Raw genomic sequence first — 18,458 nt, forward strand, 5'->3', positions numbered from 1 at the left:
ATGAGAATTTTTTTTGTCATTATGGGAATCATGTTGTTTGGTTGCACCAGTAAGGTGCATGAGATGAAAAAAAGCCCTTGCACATTGTATGAAAACAGGTTAAATCTCGCATGAAAGAAAAGCCTTTCAATAGCGAGCAGTTGGCTTTTTTAGAAGAGCTTTTAAGCCACCAAGAAAAGCATTTAGAAAACAAGCTTTCTGGTTTTTCGGTGAATGATTTGGACATGCAAAGCGTGTTCAGACTGGAGAGAAACCGCTTGAAAATCGCTTATAAACTCTTAGGCTTGATGAGTTTTATCGCTCTTATCTTAGCGATCGTTTTAATCAGTGTTCTACCCTTACAAAAAACCGAACACCATTTCGTGGATTTTTTAAACCAGGACAAGCATTACGCCATTATCCAAAGAGCGGATAAAAGCATTTCCAGTAATGAAGCGTTGGCTCGTTCGCTCATTGGGGCGTATGTGTTAAACCGAGAGAGCATTAACCGCATTGACGATAAATCGCGCTATGAATTGGTGCGCTTGCAAAGCAGTTCTAAAGTGTGGCAACGCTTTGAAGATTTGATTAAAACGCAAAACAGCATCTATGCGCAAAGCCATTTAGAAAGAGAAGTCCATATCGTCAATATTGCGATCTATCAGCAAGACAATAACCCCATTGCGAGCGTTTCCATTGCCGCTAAACTAATGAATGAAAACAAGCTCGTGTATGAAAAGCGTTATAAAATCGTATTGAGTTATTTGTTTGACACCCCGGATTTTGATTACGCTTCCATGCCTAAAAACCCTACCGGCTTTAAAATCACTCGCTACAGCATCACTGAAATCGCGCCGACTAATAGGAATGATTGATGCGTAAGGTTTTATATGCCCTCATGGGCTTTTTGTTGGCTTTTAGCGTTTTAAGAGCCGATGATTTTTTAGAAGAAGCTAACGAAACAGCCCCGGCGCATTTAAACCACCCCATGCAGGATTTAAACGCCATTCAAGGGAGCTTTTTTGACAAAAACCGCTCCAAAATGTCCAACACTTTGAACATTGATTATTTTCAAGGGCAAACTTATAAAATCCGCTTGCGTTATGCGATGGCGACTTTATTGTTTTTTTCAAAACCCATTAGCGATTTTGTTTTAGGGGATAAGGTGGGATTTGACGCGAAAATCTTAGAAAGTAACGATCGTATTTTACTCATCAAACCCTTACAAATTGGCGTGGATTCCAATATCAGCGTGATTGATAGCGAAGGTAAGATTTTTTCTTTCTATGTGTTTTCTACCACTTTCACCAGCTCCAAACACCCTAATTTACAGGTTTTTATAGAAGATAAAAACTATTATTCTAACGCTTTTTTGAAGCCGCAAAATAAAGAAAATGTCCTTGAAAATACCCTTGAAAATGCCCCCACAAACAACAAACCCTTAAAAGAAGAAAAAGAAGAAACCAAAGAAAAAGAAGAAGAGACTATAACTATTGGCGATAACACTAATGCGATGAAAATCGTTAAAAAAGACATTCAAAAAGGCTATAAGGCTTTAAAAAGCTCTCAAAGGAAATGGTATTGTTTATGGGCTTGTTCTAAAAAATCCAAACTCTCTTTGATGCCTGAAGAAATTTTTAACGACAAGCAATTCACTTATTTCAAATTTGACAAAAAATTAGCGCTCTCTAAATTCCCGGTGATTTATAAAGTCGTTGATGGCTATGATAACCCGGTGAATACTAGGATTGTAGGCGATTACATTATCGCTGAAGATGTTTCGGCTAAATGGACTTTAAGGCTGGGTAAGGACTATCTGTGCATCCGTTTTATCAAAAGGGCTAAAGATGAATAAGTGGCTTAAGGGAGCGTTGATTGTTGCAGGGGGTTTTGCAACGATTACAACCATTTCTTTAGTCTATCATCAAAAGCCAAAAGCCCCCTTAAATAACCAACCTAGCCTTTTGAATGACGATGAGGTGAAATACCCCTTACAAGACTACACCTTCACTCAAAACCCACAGCCAACTAACACAGAAAGCTCCAAAGACGCTACCATCAAAGCCTTACAAGAACAGCTCAAAGCCGCTTTAAAAGCCCTAAACTCCAAAGAAATGAATTATTCTAAAGAAGAGACTTTTACTAGCCCTCCCATGGATTTAAAAACAAACACAACCCCCCCTAAAAAAGATTTTTCTTTAAAGCAATTAGATTTATTAGCCGCTCGCATCACCCCTTTCAAACAAAGCCCTAAAAATTACGAAGAAAACCTGATTTTCCCCATGGATAACCCTAAGGGCATTGATGGTTTCACTAACCTTAAAGAAAAAGACATTGCCACCAATGAAAACAAGCTTTTACGCACCATTACAGCGGATAAAATGATACCCGCCTTTTTGATCACGCCCATTTCTAGCCAGATCGCTGGTAAAGTGATTGCGCAAGTGGAGAGCGATATTTTCGCTCACATGGGCAAAGCTGTTTTAATCCCCAAAGGCTCTAAGGTCATAGGCTATTACAGCAACAACAACAAAATGGGCGAATACCGCTTGGATATTGTATGGAGCCGCATCATCACTCCCCATGGCATTAATATCATGCTCACTAACGCTAAAGGGGCGGATATTAAAGGCTATAACGGCTTGGTGGGGGAATTGATTGAAAGGAATTTCCAGCGCTATGGCGTGCCGTTACTGCTTTCTACGCTCACTAACGGCCTATTGATTGGGATCACTTCGGCTTTAAACAACAGAGGCAATAAAGAAGGAGCCACCAATTTCTTTGGGGATTATCTTTTAATGCAATTGATGAGGCAAAGCGGTATGGGGATCAATCAAGTGGTCAATCAAATTTTAAGAGACAAGAGCAAAATCGCTCCTATTGTGGTGATTAGAGAGGGGAGTAGGGTTTTCATTTCGCCCAATACTGACATCTTTTTCCCTATACCCAGAGAGAATGAAGTCATCGCTGAGTTTTTGAAGTGACTTAAAAATGCCCAATTAAAAATGCTATAATAACCCCAAAAAACAAAAGAGAGCCTAACAAGAAAATGCATGAAAATTAAAAATATCTTACTGAGTGGGGGGAGCGGCAAGCGCTTATGGCCTTTAAGCCGTAGCCTATACCCTAAGCAATTTTTAAAGCTTTTTAACCATAAAAGCTTGTTTGAGTTGAGTTTTAAAAGAAACGCTTCCTTAGTAGATGAAACGCTCATTGTGTGCAATGAAAAACATTATTTTTTAGCCCTAGAAGAAATAGAGAATGAAATCAAAAACAAAAGCGTGGGTTTTTTATTAGAGAGCTTGAGTAAAAACACCGCTAACGCCATTGCTTTGAGCGTTTTAATGAGCGATAAAGAAGATTTGCTCATCGTTACGCCAAGCGATCATCTGATTAAAGACCTTCAAGCGTATGAAAATGCGATAAAAAAAGCGATTAATTTAGCCCAAAAAGGCTTTTTAGTCACTTTTGGGGTGAGTATTGACAAGCCCAACACGGAGTTTGGGTATATTGAAAGCCCTAATGGTTTAGATGTGAAGCGATTCATTGAAAAGCCAAGCCTAGAAAAAGCGATAGAGTTTCAAAAAAGCGGGGGTTTTTATTTCAATAGCGGCATGTTTGTTTTCCAAGCGGGCGTTTTTTTAGACGAACTAAAAAAGCATGCCCCCACTATTTTAAAGGGGTGTGAAAGAGCGTTTGAATCGTTAGAAAACACGCATTTTTTTGAACAAAAGATCGCTCGTTTGAGCGAAAAGAGCATGCAAGATTTAGAAGATGTGAGCGTGGATATTGCTTTAATGCAACAAAGCCACAAAATCAAAATGGTAGGATTAAACGCCAAGTGGAGCGATTTAGGGAATTTTAACGCTCTTTTTGAAGAAGCGGCTAACGGCACTAAAGAAAATGTCAGCTTGAATCAAACGCCCATTTTTGCCAAAGAAAGCGCAAATAATTTAGTGTTTTCTCATAAAGTGAGCGCTCTTTTAGGCGTTGAGAATTTAGCGGTTATTGACACTAAAGACGCTCTTTTAGTCGCTCATAAAGACAAGGCTAAAGATTTAAAGGCTTTAGTGAGCGAGATAGAAATAAATAACCAAGAATTATTACAAACGCACACTAAAGTCTATCGCCCTTGGGGGAGTTATGAAGTCTTGCATGAGAGCGGTTGTTACAAGGTTAAGATTTTAGAAGTCAAACCAAACGCCAGGCTTTCTTTACAGAAGCATTTCCACAGGAGCGAACACTGGGTGGTGATTAGCGGGATGGCGAGCGTGGAGTTGGATCACCAATCGTTTGAATTGCAAGCTAATGAGTCCACTTATATCCCTAAAAACACCCTACACCGCCTGGCTAATTACGGCAAAATCCCTTTAATTATCATAGAAGTTCAAGTGGGCGAGTATGTCGGCGAAGACGATATTGTAAGGGTTGATGACGATTTTAACAGATAAAATCAAAACGCCTAATGAAAAAATTTAATAAAGAAAATTTAATAAAGGAAAAATAATGAAAGAAAAAATCGCTTTAATCACCGGGGTTACCGGGCAAGACGGGAGCTATCTGGCTGAATACTTGCTCAATTTAGGTTATGAAGTGCATGGGTTAAAAAGGCGCTCTTCTAGCATCAACACTTCTAGGATCGATCATTTGTATGAAGATTTGCACAGCGAGCATAAAAGGCGTTTTTTCTTACACTATGGGGATATGACCGATAGCTCTAACCTTATCCATTTAATCGCTACCACTAAGCCTACAGAAATTTATAATCTAGCCGCTCAAAGCCATGTGAAAGTCTCTTTTGAAACCCCAGAATACACCGCTAACGCTGATGGTATTGGCACGCTAAGGATTTTAGAGGCCATGCGGATTTTAGGCTTAGAAAATAAAACACGATTCTATCAAGCCAGCACGAGCGAATTGTATGGCGAAGTCTTAGAAACCCCACAAAATGAAAACACCCCCTTTAACCCACGAAGCCCCTACGCGGTCGCTAAAATGTATGCCTTTTACATCACTAAAAATTACAGAGAGGCTTATAACTTGTTTGCGGTTAATGGCATTCTTTTTAACCATGAAAGTAAAGTAAGGGGCGAAACTTTTGTCACTCGTAAGATCACACGAGCCGCTAGCGCAATAGCGTATAACTTAACAGATTGCTTGTATTTAGGGAATTTAGACGCTAAAAGAGACTGGGGGCATGCCAAAGATTACGTGAAAATGATGCATTTAATGCTCCAAGCGCCCATTCCACAAGATTATGTGATCGCTACAGGCAAGACCACAAGCGTGCGCGATTTTGTGAAAATGAGCTTTGAATTTATCGGTATTGGTTTAGAATTTCAAAACACAGGGATTAAAGAAATCGGTTTGATTAAAAGCGTTGATGAAAAAAGAGCGAACGCTTTAAAATTAAACTTAAGCCATTTAAAAACAGGCCAAATCGTGGTGCGCATAGACGAGCGCTATTTCAGGCCTACTGAAGTGGATTTGCTTTTAGGCGATCCCACTAAGGCAGAAAAAGAGCTAGGTTGGGTTAGGGAATACGATTTAAAAGAGTTGGTTAAGGACATGTTAGAATACGATTTAAAAGAATGCCAGAAAAACCTTTACTTGCAAGATGGGGGTTATATTTTAAGGAATTTTTATGAATGAGATTATTTTAATCACCGGCGCCTATGGCATGGTGGGGCAGAACACGGCGTTGTATTTTAAAAAAAATAAGCCTGATGTTACTCTACTCACCCCTAAAAAGAGCGAATTGTATTTACTGGATAAAGACAATGTTCAAGCTTATTTGAAAGAATACAAGCCTACAGGCATTATCCATTGTGCCGGGAGAGTGGGGGGCATTGTCGCTAACATGAACGATCTTTCAACTTACATGGTTGAGAATTTATTGATGGGCTTGTACCTCTTTTCTAGCGCTTTAGATTTGGGCGTGAAAAAAGCCATTAACCTAGCGAGCTCTTGCGCTTATCCTAAATTCGCCCCTAACCCTTTAAAAGAAAGCGATTTATTGAACGGCTCTTTAGAGCCAACGAATGAAGGCTACGCTTTAGCCAAACTCTCTGTGATGAAGTATTGCGAGTATGTGAGCGCTGAAAAAGGCGTTTTTTATAAAACCCTAGTGCCTTGCAACCTTTATGGCGAGTTTGACAAATTTGAAGAAAAAATAGCGCACATGATACCCGGGCTTATTGCTAGGATGCACACCGCTAAATTAAAAAATGAAAAAGAGTTTGTGATGTGGGGCGATGGCACGGCTAGGAGAGAATATTTAAACGCTAAAGATTTAGCCAGGTTCATTTCTCTAGCTTATGAGAATATCGCTTCAATCCCTAGCGTGATGAATGTCGGCTCTGGTGTGGATTACAGCATTGAAGAGTATTACAAAATGGTCGCTCAGGTTTTAGATTATAAGGGCGCGTTTGTGAAAGACTTGTCCAAACCAGTGGGCATGCAGCAAAAGCTTATGGATATTTCCAAACAAAAGGCTTTAAAATGGGAATTAGAAATCCCTTTAGAGAAAGGTATCAAAGAAGCTTATGAGTATTATTTGAAACTTTTAGAGGTTTGAAATAAAATCATAGAGCTATAAAAACGCTCCACTATTAAGCATTAGGCTAGCGGTAGTTACGATATTGTGATTATGCGGTAGTTACGATATTGTGATTATTTGGCTTCAAACAAGCTTTGAGCTATTGAAAGGGTTTTGGTGTGCGCTTCGCTCTCAAGCGCTTTTTTATCATCAAGCCCGCTTTTTTTTGTAACACCCGCCATTAAATCTCTTTTATTGCAAGTTTTCTAGATTGATTATAGTGATTTTAGAGGGTAGGGGCGGTGGAGTTTTAAAAAGCGCCTTAGCCTTAACAAATCCTAGGCAATAATTCGCCTTCTGGCATCTCTAAGATCCTTTCAAAACCCCATGCGTTCTTTAAAACCACGCTAGGATAAGGGTTTTCAAACACTCCGCCAATCACGCAAGCGTTTTTAGCTTTTTCGTTACTTTTTAAAATTTCTAAGGCTTTAGGGGCGTCTTTTTGATTGAGTGCTAAAACAAACACCCCCTCATTGGCTAGTGCGTAGGGTTCTAGCCCTAAAATCTCACAAATCCCTTTAGTTTCTTCTTTTAAGGGGATTTTTTCTTCTTCTATAACGATTTTCACTTTGGAGCTGTTCGCCCATTCGTTCAGCACGCTCGCTAATCCGCCCCTGGTCGCATCTCTTAAAGCATGGATTTTGAGATCGCTTAAAAATAGGGGTTTTAATAAGGGATAGAGTAGTTGGCAATCGCTTTCTAGATTAGTTTTAAGCTTGATTTCATGACGCATCGCAAACAAGCTTGCCCCATGGTTGGCGATAGTGTCGCTTATGATAATGGCTTGGCCTTGTTTTAAATGGCGTGAAGAAATCCCTGGCTTGATGGTTTTACCAATACATGTTGTGTTGATAAAAAGCTTATCCACGCTCCCCTTTGGCACGACTTTAGTGTCTAGGGAGAGGAGTTTCAGGTTGGCTTTAAACAATTCTTTTTGTATGGATTGTAAAATTTGTTTTAAAAGAGGGATTTCTAAGCCTTCTTCTAAAATAAAACCCATATTCAAATACAAAGGTTCGCCCCCTTGCACGCTCACATCATTCGCACTCCCGCAAACGCAAAGCTTGCCTATATCGCCTCCATTAAAAATTAAGGGCGTGATGACAAAGCTATCCGTGCTCACGCAATATTCCCCACTAGCTTCAAATTTAGGGGCGTCTTCATCAAACGCAACGATAAATTCTTTTAAATAGGGCATAAAGATTCGCTCAATTAAAGCGTTTGTTTCTTTCCCTCCGTTCCCGCATGCTAGAGTTACGCTATCCATTTTTATCCTTTTTTAATGATTGTAGGGTTGAAATACGCCATTAAGGCTTGACCGATAGGGATACTGCTGTCATTAGGGGGGAAATGCTTGTGGAAAAAATACTCCCTTTGAAGCTTTTTGAATCGTTTGGCTAATTGTTCGCATAATAATTGGTTGCAAAACACGCCCCCACTACACACCACGACATGCTCTTTAAAGGGTGCAATCAAAGCGGTAATGATTTCTACTAAGCTGTTAAAAAATTTCTTAGCGATGCGTTTGGGTTCTAAAACGCCCAAATCCTTTTCAAACGCTTGATAAAATGCTTTCAAACCCACCACGCTGTTTTTGATTTCAAAAGGGTAAAAAGCGATCTCATCGCTTTGTAAGGCTAGATTTTCTAAAACCTGCCCGCTCTCTGCTTCAAAGCTAATCGTTCCTGTTAAATCCAAACTAAACGCTACTATATCAAACAAACGCCCTATGGAATTGGTGGCGACGCTTTGAATTTTTTTGTCATGCATTTGTTGGAAAATTTCTAATTCGTCTTCTTTAAAATGTTTTTGAACACGCCCTAAAAGCTTGTTGAGTTGGTGTTTTAAAGCGATTTCTAAAACTAGGCGTTTAGGCTCTTTGATCGCTTTTTGCCCCCCCAAAAGCCAAAATTCTTCAAATCTGGCGATTTCTTCAATGCGTTCAAAATCCCCCACAAAACACTCTGCCCCATAAACCTTATTGTCATAAGCCCCACTCCCGTCCCAAACAATACCTATAAAGGGGTGATTTAAATGCGGATTTTGTAATAATGCGTCTAAGACGCTCGCTAAAAAGTGGGCATGGTGGTGCTGGACTTGCAATAAGGGCGTATTAAATTCAAAAGCCATTTGAGTGGTGGTGTAGTTTTGATGCTTGTCGCAAGCTAAGAGCGTGGGTTTAAAATCATAGGTTTTTAAGAAAAAATTCAAAGTTTCTTTAAAGTGTTTTTCATTTTCTAAAACGCTCAAATCCCCACAAAAAGGCGAGAGTAAAAGAACAGAAGTTTCGCTATCCAATAAACTAAAATGCCCTTTTTGCTCCGCTCCAAGCGCTAAAATCTTTTTGGGCGCATTAAAAGAGCGTTTGGGCAAAGTGAGGTAAAGGGGGGCAAACCCTCTAGCCAAACGCATGGGGCGAATAACATTATCCACACGCTGCACGATACTGTCATCAATCCTGTGGATGATGGCGCGATTGTGCGTGAGCTTAAAATCAAAAATAAAATGAAGCGAATCGATCTCTTTTTCATCGCTTGCTAAAGGGAGGGAGCTGAAATTCGCGCTCGTGAACACAATAGGGAAATCCAATAAATCCAATAATAAAGCATGCAAAGGGGTATAGGGCAAAATCACGCCATAAAAGGGGGAGTTTTTAGCGATATTGGGGGCTAATTGGGTGTCAGGTTTTTTACGGGCTAAAAGAATGGGAACACTTGTAGAAATTAAGCTTTCGCATTCTAACGCGTTCAAAAACGCATGCTGTTTGGCTGTGTTCAAATCTTTAAACATGAGCGCGAAAGGCTTTAGGGGGCGTTTTTTTAAAAGCCGTAACCTTTCTATGGTTTGAAAATTCCTCGCATCGCACAAGAGAGCAAAGCCTCCCAAACCTTTAAGAGCGATGATTTTACCCTTTTGAAGGTCTTTAGCGCATTCTAAAAGAGCGTCATCATTCTTGAATCGCTTGTAATTGAGCGCGATACCGCACTTTTTGCAGCTGATGCCTTGAATGTGGAAGCGCTTATTGGTGGGGTCTTGATAGATAGAAGCGCAAAATTCACAGAATTTGAAGGGTTTTAGGGCGGAGTTTTCTCTGTCATAGGGCATGGCGTTTAAAAGGCTGTATCTTGCCCCGCACTTCGCGCAAGAATTGAAAGCGTAATGAAAATAGGGGGAGTTTTTATCTCTGATCTCGCGCAAGCAATCCTCACACACGCCTAAATCTTTAGGGATTTGACTGAGCAAATTTAAAGGGTGGTTCTTGCTTTCTAAAATCCTAAAATCATTGAAATGAAGCGCCTTATCATAGGGGCTAATAATGATTTTTTCCACCAGCACTAAAGGGGGCAATCCTTTTTTGAGGGCGTTTAAAAAAGACTCTGTTTGATGAGCGGGTAAGACGATTTCTAAAGCCGCTTGGGCGTTACGCACAAAGCCTACAAGCCCTAATTTTTGAGCCAGGGTATAAATAAAAGGGCGCATGCCCACGCCTTGAACCACGCCAAAAAGCGTGATTTTGTTCAATAAAGTTGCATCGTTACACAATGCAAACTCCCATGCTGTTTGATTAAGGTATTGCAATCAACCCCTATCACTTCTAAGGGCGTGTGTTGTTTTAAGGTTTCTAAAATGAGCGTATCTTTAGGGTCGTTGTAAGTGGGGACGATGAGGGCGTTATTGCACAATAAAAAATTCACATAAGTTGCCGGCAAGCGCTGTTGGTTTTCATCAAAAATGGCTTTGGGGATTTCTAAGGGGATGAGTTTATAAGGCGTTTTGTCTAGTTTTTTAAAGGTTTTTAATTCTTCTTGCATTTTTTTTAAAGCTGTGTAATGCTCATCGTTTTCATCTTCGCATGCACTATAAACAATGGTGTCTTTATCCAAAAAACGAGCGAGCGTGTCGGTATGGCTATCGGTATCATCGCCTTTTAAATAGCCATAAGAATACCACAGCACTTGTTTAGCCCCTAATTCCTTTTTAAGCATGTTTTCTATTCCATTTTGATTCAAATGGGGGTTACGATTTTTTTCTAGCAGGCATTGGGTGTTGGTTAAAATGCTCCCGGCCCCATCGCTTTCTATGCTCCCGCCCTCTAAAACATAGAGCATCGTTTTTAAAGGGTGTTTTAAAAACCCTAAACTTTTGAGTTTGAAATTCACCTGATTGTCTAAATTGGACGGGTATTTTAACCCCCAGCCATTAAAACCAAAATCCAAGCACTCTAAAACGCCCTGATTTTCAATACTGATCGCTCCAAAATCCCTAGCCCATGTGTCGTTAGTGTCAATCCTTGCGATCTCTACACCAGATAAGTTTTTAAGCATCTCATAGCCGATAGTATCGCTAGTATGGACGCACACTAACACTTTAGCGTGTTTGGCTATGGTTTGAATGATGTTTAAAAAGCTTTCTCTCGCTTCTTTGATGCAATACGCCCAATCGCCAAACTCATGGGGGAACGCCATTAAAATCGCTTGGATTTTTTCAAACTCCGCTAACATTCTTTTCATTCAAAATATCCTTTTAAATAACTATAACACAATCTCATTCAAATAGCGTTTTTAAAACAGATTCAAACGCTTTTGTGCGGTTTGAAAATATTCTTTTTCTGATTCTATACCGATAAAATTCCGTTCTAAATTTTTGCACGCTAAGCCGGTGGTGCCGCTCCCCATGAAAGGATCTAGCACGATGTCATTAGGGTTTGTGTGGATGGAAATGATTTTTTCCATTAAGGCTAGGCTTTTTTGCGTGGGGTGTTTCACTCTTTCAAGCCCGCTCACCACAGGGCTTTTTAAGATCAAAGGCCGCAAATATTTTTCATTTTTGGGTTTGTTAAACACCCATTTAGCTTTCTTTTTAACCGCCCATAGGGCAAATTCCGTGTCTTGGACATAGCGCCGGTGGATGTTTCTTGGCATTGGATTATTTTTAACCCATTGGATAAAGTCTTTGACCACAAAGCCGTTTTCTTCTAAAAAATCAGCGATATAGCTTATAAACCTGTAAGAGCAAAAAATCACCATGCAGCCGTTTGGATTGACTAAGGGGGCGTAGCGCTTGATCCATTCTAAAAGCTTGAAATTTTTATCCCATTCCCCAAAATCTATGCCTTGCCTTTTAGCGCTCTTTAGGGTGGAAAAATTGTTTTTAACCGAAATGTTATAAGGAGGATCCGTGATGATCGCATCCACTTTTAAATTTTGCCGGTAAAAATCTTTGATGATTTCAAAAGCGTCAGCGTGATGGATTTGTATCATTTTCTTAAGTTTTTTAAGATCGCTTTGCCTAAAGCTAGGGCTAGAAGAGGAGGCACAGCGTTACCGATTTGCTTGCAAACGCTCGTTTTATTGCCATAAAAGATATAATTATCGCTAAAACTTTGTATCCTGGCGGCTTCTCTGGGCGTGATAGAGCGGTGCAATTCGGGGTGGGAGTTGGTGCCGTTGCTGGGAGTGTCAAAGCGTGTGTCTATGGTGGGGCTGATTTTATTCCAATTTAAGCGCCCCCATGTGCTTTTGAATTGCTGTTTGCCATGCAAGTTTTTAGGCAAGCATTCTTTGCCTTGCTCTTTATTGATGAGTTTTAATTTCTCTAAAGCGGCTTGCGAGTGGTTGGTGGCTTGGTGGTTGTATAATTTAGGGCTATCTTTTCGCATTAAGGCTTGATAGTTTGATTGGACAGGGTTTAAATAATCGCTCTCAAACGCCCCCTCATTAGAACAAAGATAGGCCAAATCGCTTATGGCATCTTGAACATTCACGCTTTGAGAAGGCTCTAAAAGATTGAAATCAAAACTGAAACGACTAGCCCCTACAATAAACGCTCTCTCTCTGTTTTGAGGCACGCCATAATCTGAAACATTTAAGACAATCTTATTACCGACCATTCTATGAGGCTTTTTGTTTAATTCTGTATTCTCAAACGCGCTTTGTCCTTCTTTTAAATCCTTAATCCATTCTTGCATATGCTTTGGATAAGTTCTAAAACTATGATAAAAATCTGCGCTATCATACTCGCCCCAAAGTAAGTGGTTTTAACGAGCCTATCACTTCTTTTAAGGTTTTTTCTTGTTTGAAATCAGGAAAAAATTCTAACGCACTTGTAAAATCTTTAAACTCTTTACAAACCCCTATCACTAAAGTTCTTGTTCGGCTTGAATTAGCTCCAAAATTTTTAAAATTGATTACCTCATCATAGAGCCTATAATCGCCACTCAAATTTTGCTCTATCATAGATCCTATTTCTAGCAAATTGTCATTTTTGTCTATACAACCTGTTTTATAAAAACTAGGGACATTTTCTAAAATAAAAAATCTGGGTTTGATTTGTTTAATCAAATCAACGCTCTCAATAACCAAAGAATTCCGTTTGATTTCATCGTTTTTCTTTTTATGATTGGCCACACTCATGCCTTGACAAGGTGGGGTTGCTACCACTAAATCAACCCTATCATTACCAAATTTTTTAGAATAAAATCCAATTTGTTTTAAAATTTTTTCTTTTGTTTCTGGCTTTTTAATATCCCCACTAATGTAGCTTTCATCTAGTTTGCATTTGCGATTGATCCTTTGGATATTCAAGCGTTTTTCTAAAATTTCATTGGTAGCAACGCATTCAAACCCCTCTTCTAAAAGCCCATAGCACCCCACTCCTGCCCCAGAAAATAAAGAAATATAGGTTAAGGTTTGATTAAAGAGCATAGGGGGATTTAAGGATTAAACCAAACTCATTTGAAGCGTTTTAATGTCTCAAGCTCTCAATTTCTTTAAGCATGGTTTCAAAAGCCTCTTTAGTGCCTGCTCGCACGCTAGAAAACAAACTAAACACAACAATGGCTATGCTCGCTACAATAAAGCCCGGAACGATTTCATAAATATCCAAAAAGCTTTTGCCAAATTTATCGTATAAAATCACCGTGCTAGCCCCAGAGAGCATGCCAGCAATCGCGCCAATGCGCGTCATTCTTGACCAAAAAAGCGAGAATAAAATCACAGAGCCAAAGCTCGCGCCAAAGCCAGCCCATGCGTAACTCACGATGCTGAGAATACTGGCGTTTCTATCCGTTGAAATGAAAAAAGCGATGCAAGCCACTCCTAAAACCGAAAGCCTAGAAATAACCATCACTAATTTTTGCGGAGCATCTTTATTGAAAATCGTCGCATAGAAGTCTTCAGCAATGGTAGAAGAGCTTACAAGCAGTTGTGAACTGGCCGTGCTCATCACCGCCGCTAAAATCGCGCTCAATAAAATGCCTGTGATCCAAGGGTTAAAGAGCAATTGACTCATCACAATGAAAATCTTTTCAGGGTCTTCTAAACTCAAATCAAATTTATGCACATACGCAACGCCTAAAAGCCCCATAGCGCATGCCCCAATCAAAGAAATAACCATCCAAGAAATCCCAATAGTGGTCGCTTTAGGGACATCTTTAATGGAGCGGATAGACATGAAACGCACTAAAATATGGGGTTGCCCAAAATAGCCTAACCCCCAAGCAAGGCTTGAAATAATGGCGACCATGCTAGAGCCTTGCAAGAAAGAAAGGTTTTCAGGCTTGATTTCTCTAATGATTTTAATCCCTTCTCCAATCCCTCCAAGATGGATTATCATAACGACTGGAACCACGATTAAAGCGCTCATCATCAAAAGCCCTTGAATCAAATCCGTCCAACACACCGCCTTATACCCCCCTAAAAAGGTGTAAGAGACAATAATCAGCGTGCCAATGCTTAAAGCGTAGGTGTATTGAATGCCAAAGGTCGCTTCAAAGAGTTTAGCCCCACTCACCAACCCTGAAGAAATGTAAAAAATAAAAAAGATCAAAATCACAAAAGCTGAAATCAAGCGCAAAATGTGTCTGTCATCGCTAAAGCGCGTTTCAAAATAATCTGAAATGGTGATGGAATTAGCGATCACGCTCGTATAAATGCGTAAGCGTTTAGCCACAAAAACCCAGTTAATGAGCGCGCCCAAACTCAACCCTATGGCGATGTGTGAATTGATTAAGCCCCCCACATATAAAGCTCCGGGTAATCCCATTAGAAGCCACCCGCTCATGTCGCTCGCTCCCGCGCTCAAAGCGCTAATGATAGGGCCCATAGAACGATCGCCTAAGAAATAATCTTCAGTCGTTTCGTTTTGTTTGTAAAAATAAAAACCAATATAGAGCATTAACAGCGAATAAACGACAAACATCGTAACAATAGGGGTGCTTAAAACAACATGTCCCATTTTGATCTCCTTATTTAATACAATATTTATTTTTCAGCACAGCATGATTTGTGGCAAGTTGGTTGCCTTAAAACCCTTGAGCCTAAATTCCCGTAACGATGATAAGAGATGCTAACCGATCGCTCTAAGTGGTAATACAGCAATTCAAAACGCCCGTTCAAGCAGGGTTTAGCCGTGGCTAAAACAATCCCTAAGGCGCTTGCTTGTTCATGCAATAAATCCAAATCGCTTTTTAAATAACGGACACGATTGAAAGCGTTCAGTTTCTCGCTAAATTTTTGCAAGCTTTCATAAACAATGGGGGCGTTTGCTCGGAGCGCTTTTAAGCATTCTAAGAAAAATGGTAAATCTTTGTTCGCTCGTTCGTTTTCTATGCTGAGCGTTAAAGGGATTTGAGGAATTAAACATGCCAAAGCAACGCCTAACATATCGCTTAAGGTGTCTTTTTCGGTGATGCGATAGCCCACGCTTTTAACTTTGGTGTAGGAAAAAAGGTTGTCTTCGCCTCTGATTTTGACATAGTCTTTAGCTTGGCTGAATTCATGCTTGTAATGATAAGCGTAACTCTTTGCCATAAAAATCGCGCGCTTCAACTCATGCGTGTGTTCATCATAGCCTTTTTGAGTCAAGCCCTCTAAAACTTCGCTTAAGGGGTTTTTCAGGGCGTTTTCATCTTCTTCTTCTTGGTGGGTATTCACAAATTGCGTGATATAGTTAAAAATGCCTACTTTTCTCCCAAACCCCACAGCGGATTTTTTAACCCCCCCAAAAGGCTGGCGCAAGACAATCGCTCCTGTGGTGGGTTTGTTGATATAGATATTACCGGCTTCAATGCGTTCTAAATAATATTCCCACTCCCTTTCGTCCAAAGACTCTAACGCGCTCGTCAGCCCGTAACCGGTAGAATTGACTATGTCTATCGCTTCGTCTAAATCTTGCGCTTTCATCACGGATAAAATGGGCGTAAAAAGCTCAGTTTGGTGCGTGAAATCGCCTTTTTTAGTGCCGTATTTGATGCTTGGCTTCATCAAATAGGGGTTATCATTGACAAAGCTTACCGGGATTTCGTAATTTTCATAGCTTTTCAATTCATCTATGGCTTTGATGACCTTTTTATTAGGCTTGTCCGCTAGAGCGCCGATTTTGTTTTTGAAATCAAAAGGATCGCCCACGCTAAGGCTTAGAGTCGCATCTATTAGAGTCTTTTTAAAGTTCTCATCTTCATAGACTTCTTTTTCCAACACTAAAAGCGAAGTGGCAGAGCATTTTTGCCCCGAATTGCTAAAAGCTGAATGGATAACATTCTTAATCGCTTGATCTCTGTCTGCCATTTTGCTCACAATGGTGGCGTTTTTACCGCCCGTTTCAGCGCTCAAGGCTAGAGTGGGGTTAGCTTCTAACATTTTGTAAGCGGTGTCTTCGCCCCCGGTTAAAATGGCAAACTGGATGCTTTCATCTTTTAAAAGGTGTTCGCTAATATCGCTCCCTTTAGAGGGCAGGTAAATGAGCGCATCTCTTGGCACGCCCGCATCCCAAAAGCACTCACAAAGCTTATAGCCGGTTACGCTAGACAAACTTGAGGGCTTGTAAATCACCCGATTGCCAGCGGCTAGGGGGGCAGCGATAGTGCCTACAGAAATGCCCACAGGGAAATTCCATGGGGCAATGACCACACCCACGCCTTTGGGGGTGAATTGCGTTTTTGGGTTCTGCTCTTGTAACACCCTTAAACTATAAGGGTAAAACTCCAAAAAGTCAATGGCTTCGCTCACTTCAGCGTCCGTTTCAGCGAAAGTCTTACCCACTTCTAAAGCCGAAATCCCTATTAAATCGCCTCTTCTTTCTCTAAAAAGCTGAGCGGTTTGACTCAATAAAGCATGGATTTCTGTGAAGCTTTTTTGACTGAAATGACTCTTATCGCTTTTAGCCACTTCTAGAGCTTTTAAAATCGCTTCCTTATCCGCTAAATGCACGCTAGCGATTTTTTTATGATGGATTTTATCAAAGACTTCTAAAGGGGTTAGATTGGGATCTTCAAACCTCCCATCTATTTCTGGGTAAAGCTCTAAAATAGGAGCGTTATGCATTTTATCGCGCACTTTTTTAGCCCATTCTCGGTTGGCTTTTAAAATAAAATCGGTATCGCTTTCGTTTTTAAAGGAGTGGTTTGGGTAGGTGGTATGACCGGTTTGTTTGGCGTTTCTGTCTTGGGTCCTGTGGGTAGCGTTGTCTAAAGTGGCGATTCCTTTAAGGCTGTTTAAAAAGCGTTGCTCTTGGTCTTTCCATTCGCTCGTGCCTACTTTGAGGTTGAAGAAAGCTTTCATGAAATTATCGCTTGAGGTGTTTTCGTCTAACCTCCTCACCAAGTAAGCGATCGCATTGTTAAAATGCGCTTCATCGCACACCGGCGCATAAAGAATGAGTTTGTGCATCTCTTTTAGTTCCTGGCTCGCTTGCAAGCTCATGCCCTCTAGCATTTCAAAGCTAAAATGCTCTAACACAACAGGGTCGTTAATGGCATGGATGCGCGTATAAATGTAAGCGATTTCAAAAATATTGTGGCTCGCTGCACCAATATGGATGTATTTATAATTATCGCCCTCTAAAACAAAATCCAGCATTTTATTGTAATTAGAGTCGGTGTCTTGCTTATTGGAAAATGTGGGTAACGCCCAGTCTTTCATAGAAGCGATCGTCTCTTCGCTCTCCATGTTCGCCCCCTTAACAAAGCGGATTTTAATGGGCTTCAACCCTTTTAAAACCCTTTCTTTAGAAAAAGCATGCAGTTTTTTCAAATATTCATAAGAATCAGGGATATAGGCTTGCAGCACAATACCAGCGTTCAAATCAAATTTAGCGATGGATTCCATAAAAGACTCCACCGTAAGCTCTAAATCCCTAAATTCCTCCATATCCAAATTGATGAATTTAGGCATGCCTTGCTTTTTTTCTTCTTCTAAAGCTAAGGCGTAAAGAGCGTCTAAGCGTTTGACAATCTCTTTTTTAGAGTATTCAAAATCAAGGATATTGATTTGAGAAAAAATCGTCGTGATTTTAATGGAAATGTATTGGATGTAGTTGGATTTTAGGGCTTGAGAGTATTTTTCAAAACGCGCACTAGCTTCTTCTTCGCCTAAAACCTCTTCGCCAATAAAATTCACGTTCAAAATGATTTTTTCATTCTTTCTTTTTAAAATCCGCTCTTTCAATCGGCTCTCTTCTTGATCCAAGACCATCGCTTTCGTGTCGCTTCTGATTTTATTGACAAAAAAAGGCACGCTCATATCAGGCAGCATTTTCCCAAAGCTCAAAAACCCCATTAAAAGCAATTTTTCAAACGGAGAAAAAATCTCACGGCTTTTGTATTTGTCTAAAACATGCTCAATCATTTCAAAGCGGGCTTTATTGTCCAAGCACCTGAAACTCCGATCCATAAGTTCTATGAGCATGACTTTGTTTTCAGGGTTGTTTAAAAGCTTTTGCATTTTAGAGTGGAACGCTTTTTCTTGCTCGCTCAAATGGTTACTGATACTATCTTGCAGTTTTTTAGCTAATTCTAATGAATCCTCAATGATTTTTTGCATGAGCTTACCTTTTATTTAAGAATTTGGCTTGATTGTAGCATGTTTTAAGCGGGTGGCTTTAA

General features: G+C 40.1%; 14 protein-coding genes and 1 pseudogene. 7 read left to right on the forward strand and 8 right to left on the reverse strand.

From position 1 onward, the window contains the following. The 7 genes from HG567_RS00200 to HG567_RS00230 all read left to right on the forward strand — a co-directional run bounded on the left by HG567_RS00200 (position 1) and on the right by HG567_RS00230 (position 6,556). Entirely contained in the window at positions 1-114 is a 114-nt protein-coding gene (locus HG567_RS00200) for a hypothetical protein (protein WP_001217868.1), read from the forward strand. Further along, positions 111-854 carry a VirB8 family type IV secretion system protein gene (locus HG567_RS00205; protein WP_202139739.1) on the forward strand — a complete coding sequence of 248 codons (744 nt, stop codon included), beginning with the start codon at positions 111-113 and terminating at the stop codon, positions 852-854. The genes HG567_RS00200 and HG567_RS00205 overlap by 4 nt, the downstream gene beginning before the upstream one ends. Next, positions 854-1,834, forward strand: a complete 981-nt coding sequence (locus HG567_RS00210; protein WP_202139740.1) for a TrbG/VirB9 family P-type conjugative transfer protein — start codon at positions 854-856, stop codon at positions 1,832-1,834. The genes HG567_RS00205 and HG567_RS00210 overlap by 1 nt, the downstream gene beginning before the upstream one ends. Further along, positions 1,827-2,963 (forward strand): DNA type IV secretion system protein ComB10, encoded by a 1,137-nt coding sequence (locus HG567_RS00215; RefSeq protein WP_202139741.1) that lies wholly within the window; start codon positions 1,827-1,829, stop codon positions 2,961-2,963. The genes HG567_RS00210 and HG567_RS00215 overlap by 8 nt, the downstream gene beginning before the upstream one ends. 69 nt (positions 2,964-3,032) lie before the next feature. Further along, positions 3,033-4,430: a mannose-1-phosphate guanylyltransferase/mannose-6-phosphate isomerase gene (locus HG567_RS00220; RefSeq protein WP_202139742.1), complete on the forward strand. Its 1,398-nt coding sequence runs from the start codon at positions 3,033-3,035 to the stop codon at positions 4,428-4,430. A gap of 55 nt (positions 4,431-4,485) precedes the next feature. Continuing rightward, positions 4,486-5,631: a GDP-mannose 4,6-dehydratase gene (gmd, locus tag HG567_RS00225; protein WP_202139743.1), complete on the forward strand. Its 1,146-nt coding sequence runs from the start codon at positions 4,486-4,488 to the stop codon at positions 5,629-5,631. Then, on the forward strand, positions 5,624-6,556 hold the full coding sequence (locus tag HG567_RS00230; RefSeq protein ID WP_202139744.1) for a GDP-L-fucose synthase family protein: 933 nt from the start codon (positions 5,624-5,626) through the stop codon (positions 6,554-6,556). The genes gmd and HG567_RS00230 overlap by 8 nt, the downstream gene beginning before the upstream one ends. Before the next feature lie 289 nt (positions 6,557-6,845). Here the strand turns inward: HG567_RS00230 and hypE are convergent, their stop codons facing one another. The 8 genes and pseudogenes from hypE to HG567_RS00265 form a co-directional block, all read right to left on the reverse strand. Then, positions 6,846-7,844, reverse strand: a complete 999-nt coding sequence (hypE, locus tag HG567_RS00235) for a hydrogenase expression/formation protein HypE (RefSeq protein ID WP_202139745.1) — start codon at positions 7,842-7,844, stop codon at positions 6,846-6,848. 2 nt (positions 7,845-7,846) lie between these two features. Beyond that, on the reverse strand, positions 7,847-10,099 hold the full coding sequence (gene hypF / locus HG567_RS00240) for a carbamoyltransferase HypF (protein WP_202140207.1): 2,253 nt from the start codon (positions 10,097-10,099) through the stop codon (positions 7,847-7,849). Beyond that, the gene (locus tag HG567_RS00245) at positions 10,096-11,088 is read right to left on the reverse strand and encodes an agmatine deiminase family protein (RefSeq protein WP_202139746.1); all 993 of its coding nucleotides are present in this window, start codon (positions 11,086-11,088) and stop codon (positions 10,096-10,098) included. Before HG567_RS00245 ends, hypF begins: the two co-directional genes overlap by 4 nt. Before the next feature lie 51 nt (positions 11,089-11,139). Further along, positions 11,140-11,838 carry a DNA-methyltransferase gene (locus tag HG567_RS00250; protein ID WP_202139747.1) on the reverse strand — a complete coding sequence of 233 codons (699 nt, stop codon included), beginning with the start codon at positions 11,836-11,838 and terminating at the stop codon, positions 11,140-11,142. Next, on the reverse strand, positions 11,835-12,236 hold the full coding sequence (locus tag HG567_RS07720) for a DNA cytosine methyltransferase (protein ID WP_421813255.1): 402 nt from the start codon (positions 12,234-12,236) through the stop codon (positions 11,835-11,837). Before HG567_RS07720 ends, HG567_RS00250 begins: the two co-directional genes overlap by 4 nt. Positions 12,237-12,404: 168 nt before the next feature. Next, positions 12,405-13,281 (reverse strand): annotated as a pseudogene (locus HG567_RS07725) (DNA cytosine methyltransferase); the annotation flags it as partial. A 40-nt stretch (positions 13,282-13,321) separates the two neighbouring features. Beyond that, positions 13,322-14,812, reverse strand: coding sequence for a sodium/proline symporter PutP (gene putP / locus HG567_RS00260; RefSeq protein ID WP_202139748.1), 1,491 nt, complete (start codon positions 14,810-14,812; stop codon positions 13,322-13,324). Positions 14,813-14,838: 26 nt separating this feature from the next. Further along, complete coding sequence (locus HG567_RS00265; protein ID WP_202163833.1) at positions 14,839-18,396, reverse strand: bifunctional proline dehydrogenase/L-glutamate gamma-semialdehyde dehydrogenase; 3,558 nt, start codon at positions 18,394-18,396, stop codon at positions 14,839-14,841. Positions 18,397-18,458: the final 62 nt, after the last annotated feature.

The sequence above is a fragment of the Helicobacter pylori genome, assembly GCF_016755635.1.
Lineage (GTDB): Bacteria > Campylobacterota > Campylobacteria > Campylobacterales > Helicobacteraceae > Helicobacter > Helicobacter pylori_CQ.

Coding starts and splice junctions, on each gene's coding strand:
- HG567_RS00245 (WP_202139746.1), bottom strand. CDS start 11,088: ATGAAAAGAATGTTAGCGGAGTTTGAAAAAATCCAAGCGATTTTAATG.
- HG567_RS00250 (WP_202139747.1), bottom strand. CDS start 11,838: ATGATACAAATCCATCACGCTGACGCTTTTGAAATCATCAAAGATTTT.
- HG567_RS00230 (WP_202139744.1), top strand. CDS start 5,624: ATGAATGAGATTATTTTAATCACCGGCGCCTATGGCATGGTGGGGCAG.
- hypE (WP_202139745.1), bottom strand. CDS start 7,844: ATGGATAGCGTAACTCTAGCATGCGGGAACGGAGGGAAAGAAACAAAC.
- HG567_RS00265 (WP_202163833.1), bottom strand. CDS start 18,396: ATGCAAAAAATCATTGAGGATTCATTAGAATTAGCTAAAAAACTGCAA.
- HG567_RS00200 (WP_001217868.1), top strand. CDS start 1: ATGAGAATTTTTTTTGTCATTATGGGAATCATGTTGTTTGGTTGCACC.
- HG567_RS00205 (WP_202139739.1), top strand. CDS start 111: ATGAAAGAAAAGCCTTTCAATAGCGAGCAGTTGGCTTTTTTAGAAGAG.
- putP (WP_202139748.1), bottom strand. CDS start 14,812: ATGGGACATGTTGTTTTAAGCACCCCTATTGTTACGATGTTTGTCGTT.
- HG567_RS00220 (WP_202139742.1), top strand. CDS start 3,033: ATGAAAATTAAAAATATCTTACTGAGTGGGGGGAGCGGCAAGCGCTTA.
- HG567_RS07720 (WP_421813255.1), bottom strand. CDS start 12,236: ATGCGAAAAGATAGCCCTAAATTATACAACCACCAAGCCACCAACCAC.
- HG567_RS00210 (WP_202139740.1), top strand. CDS start 854: ATGCGTAAGGTTTTATATGCCCTCATGGGCTTTTTGTTGGCTTTTAGC.
- gmd (WP_202139743.1), top strand. CDS start 4,486: ATGAAAGAAAAAATCGCTTTAATCACCGGGGTTACCGGGCAAGACGGG.
- HG567_RS00215 (WP_202139741.1), top strand. CDS start 1,827: ATGAATAAGTGGCTTAAGGGAGCGTTGATTGTTGCAGGGGGTTTTGCA.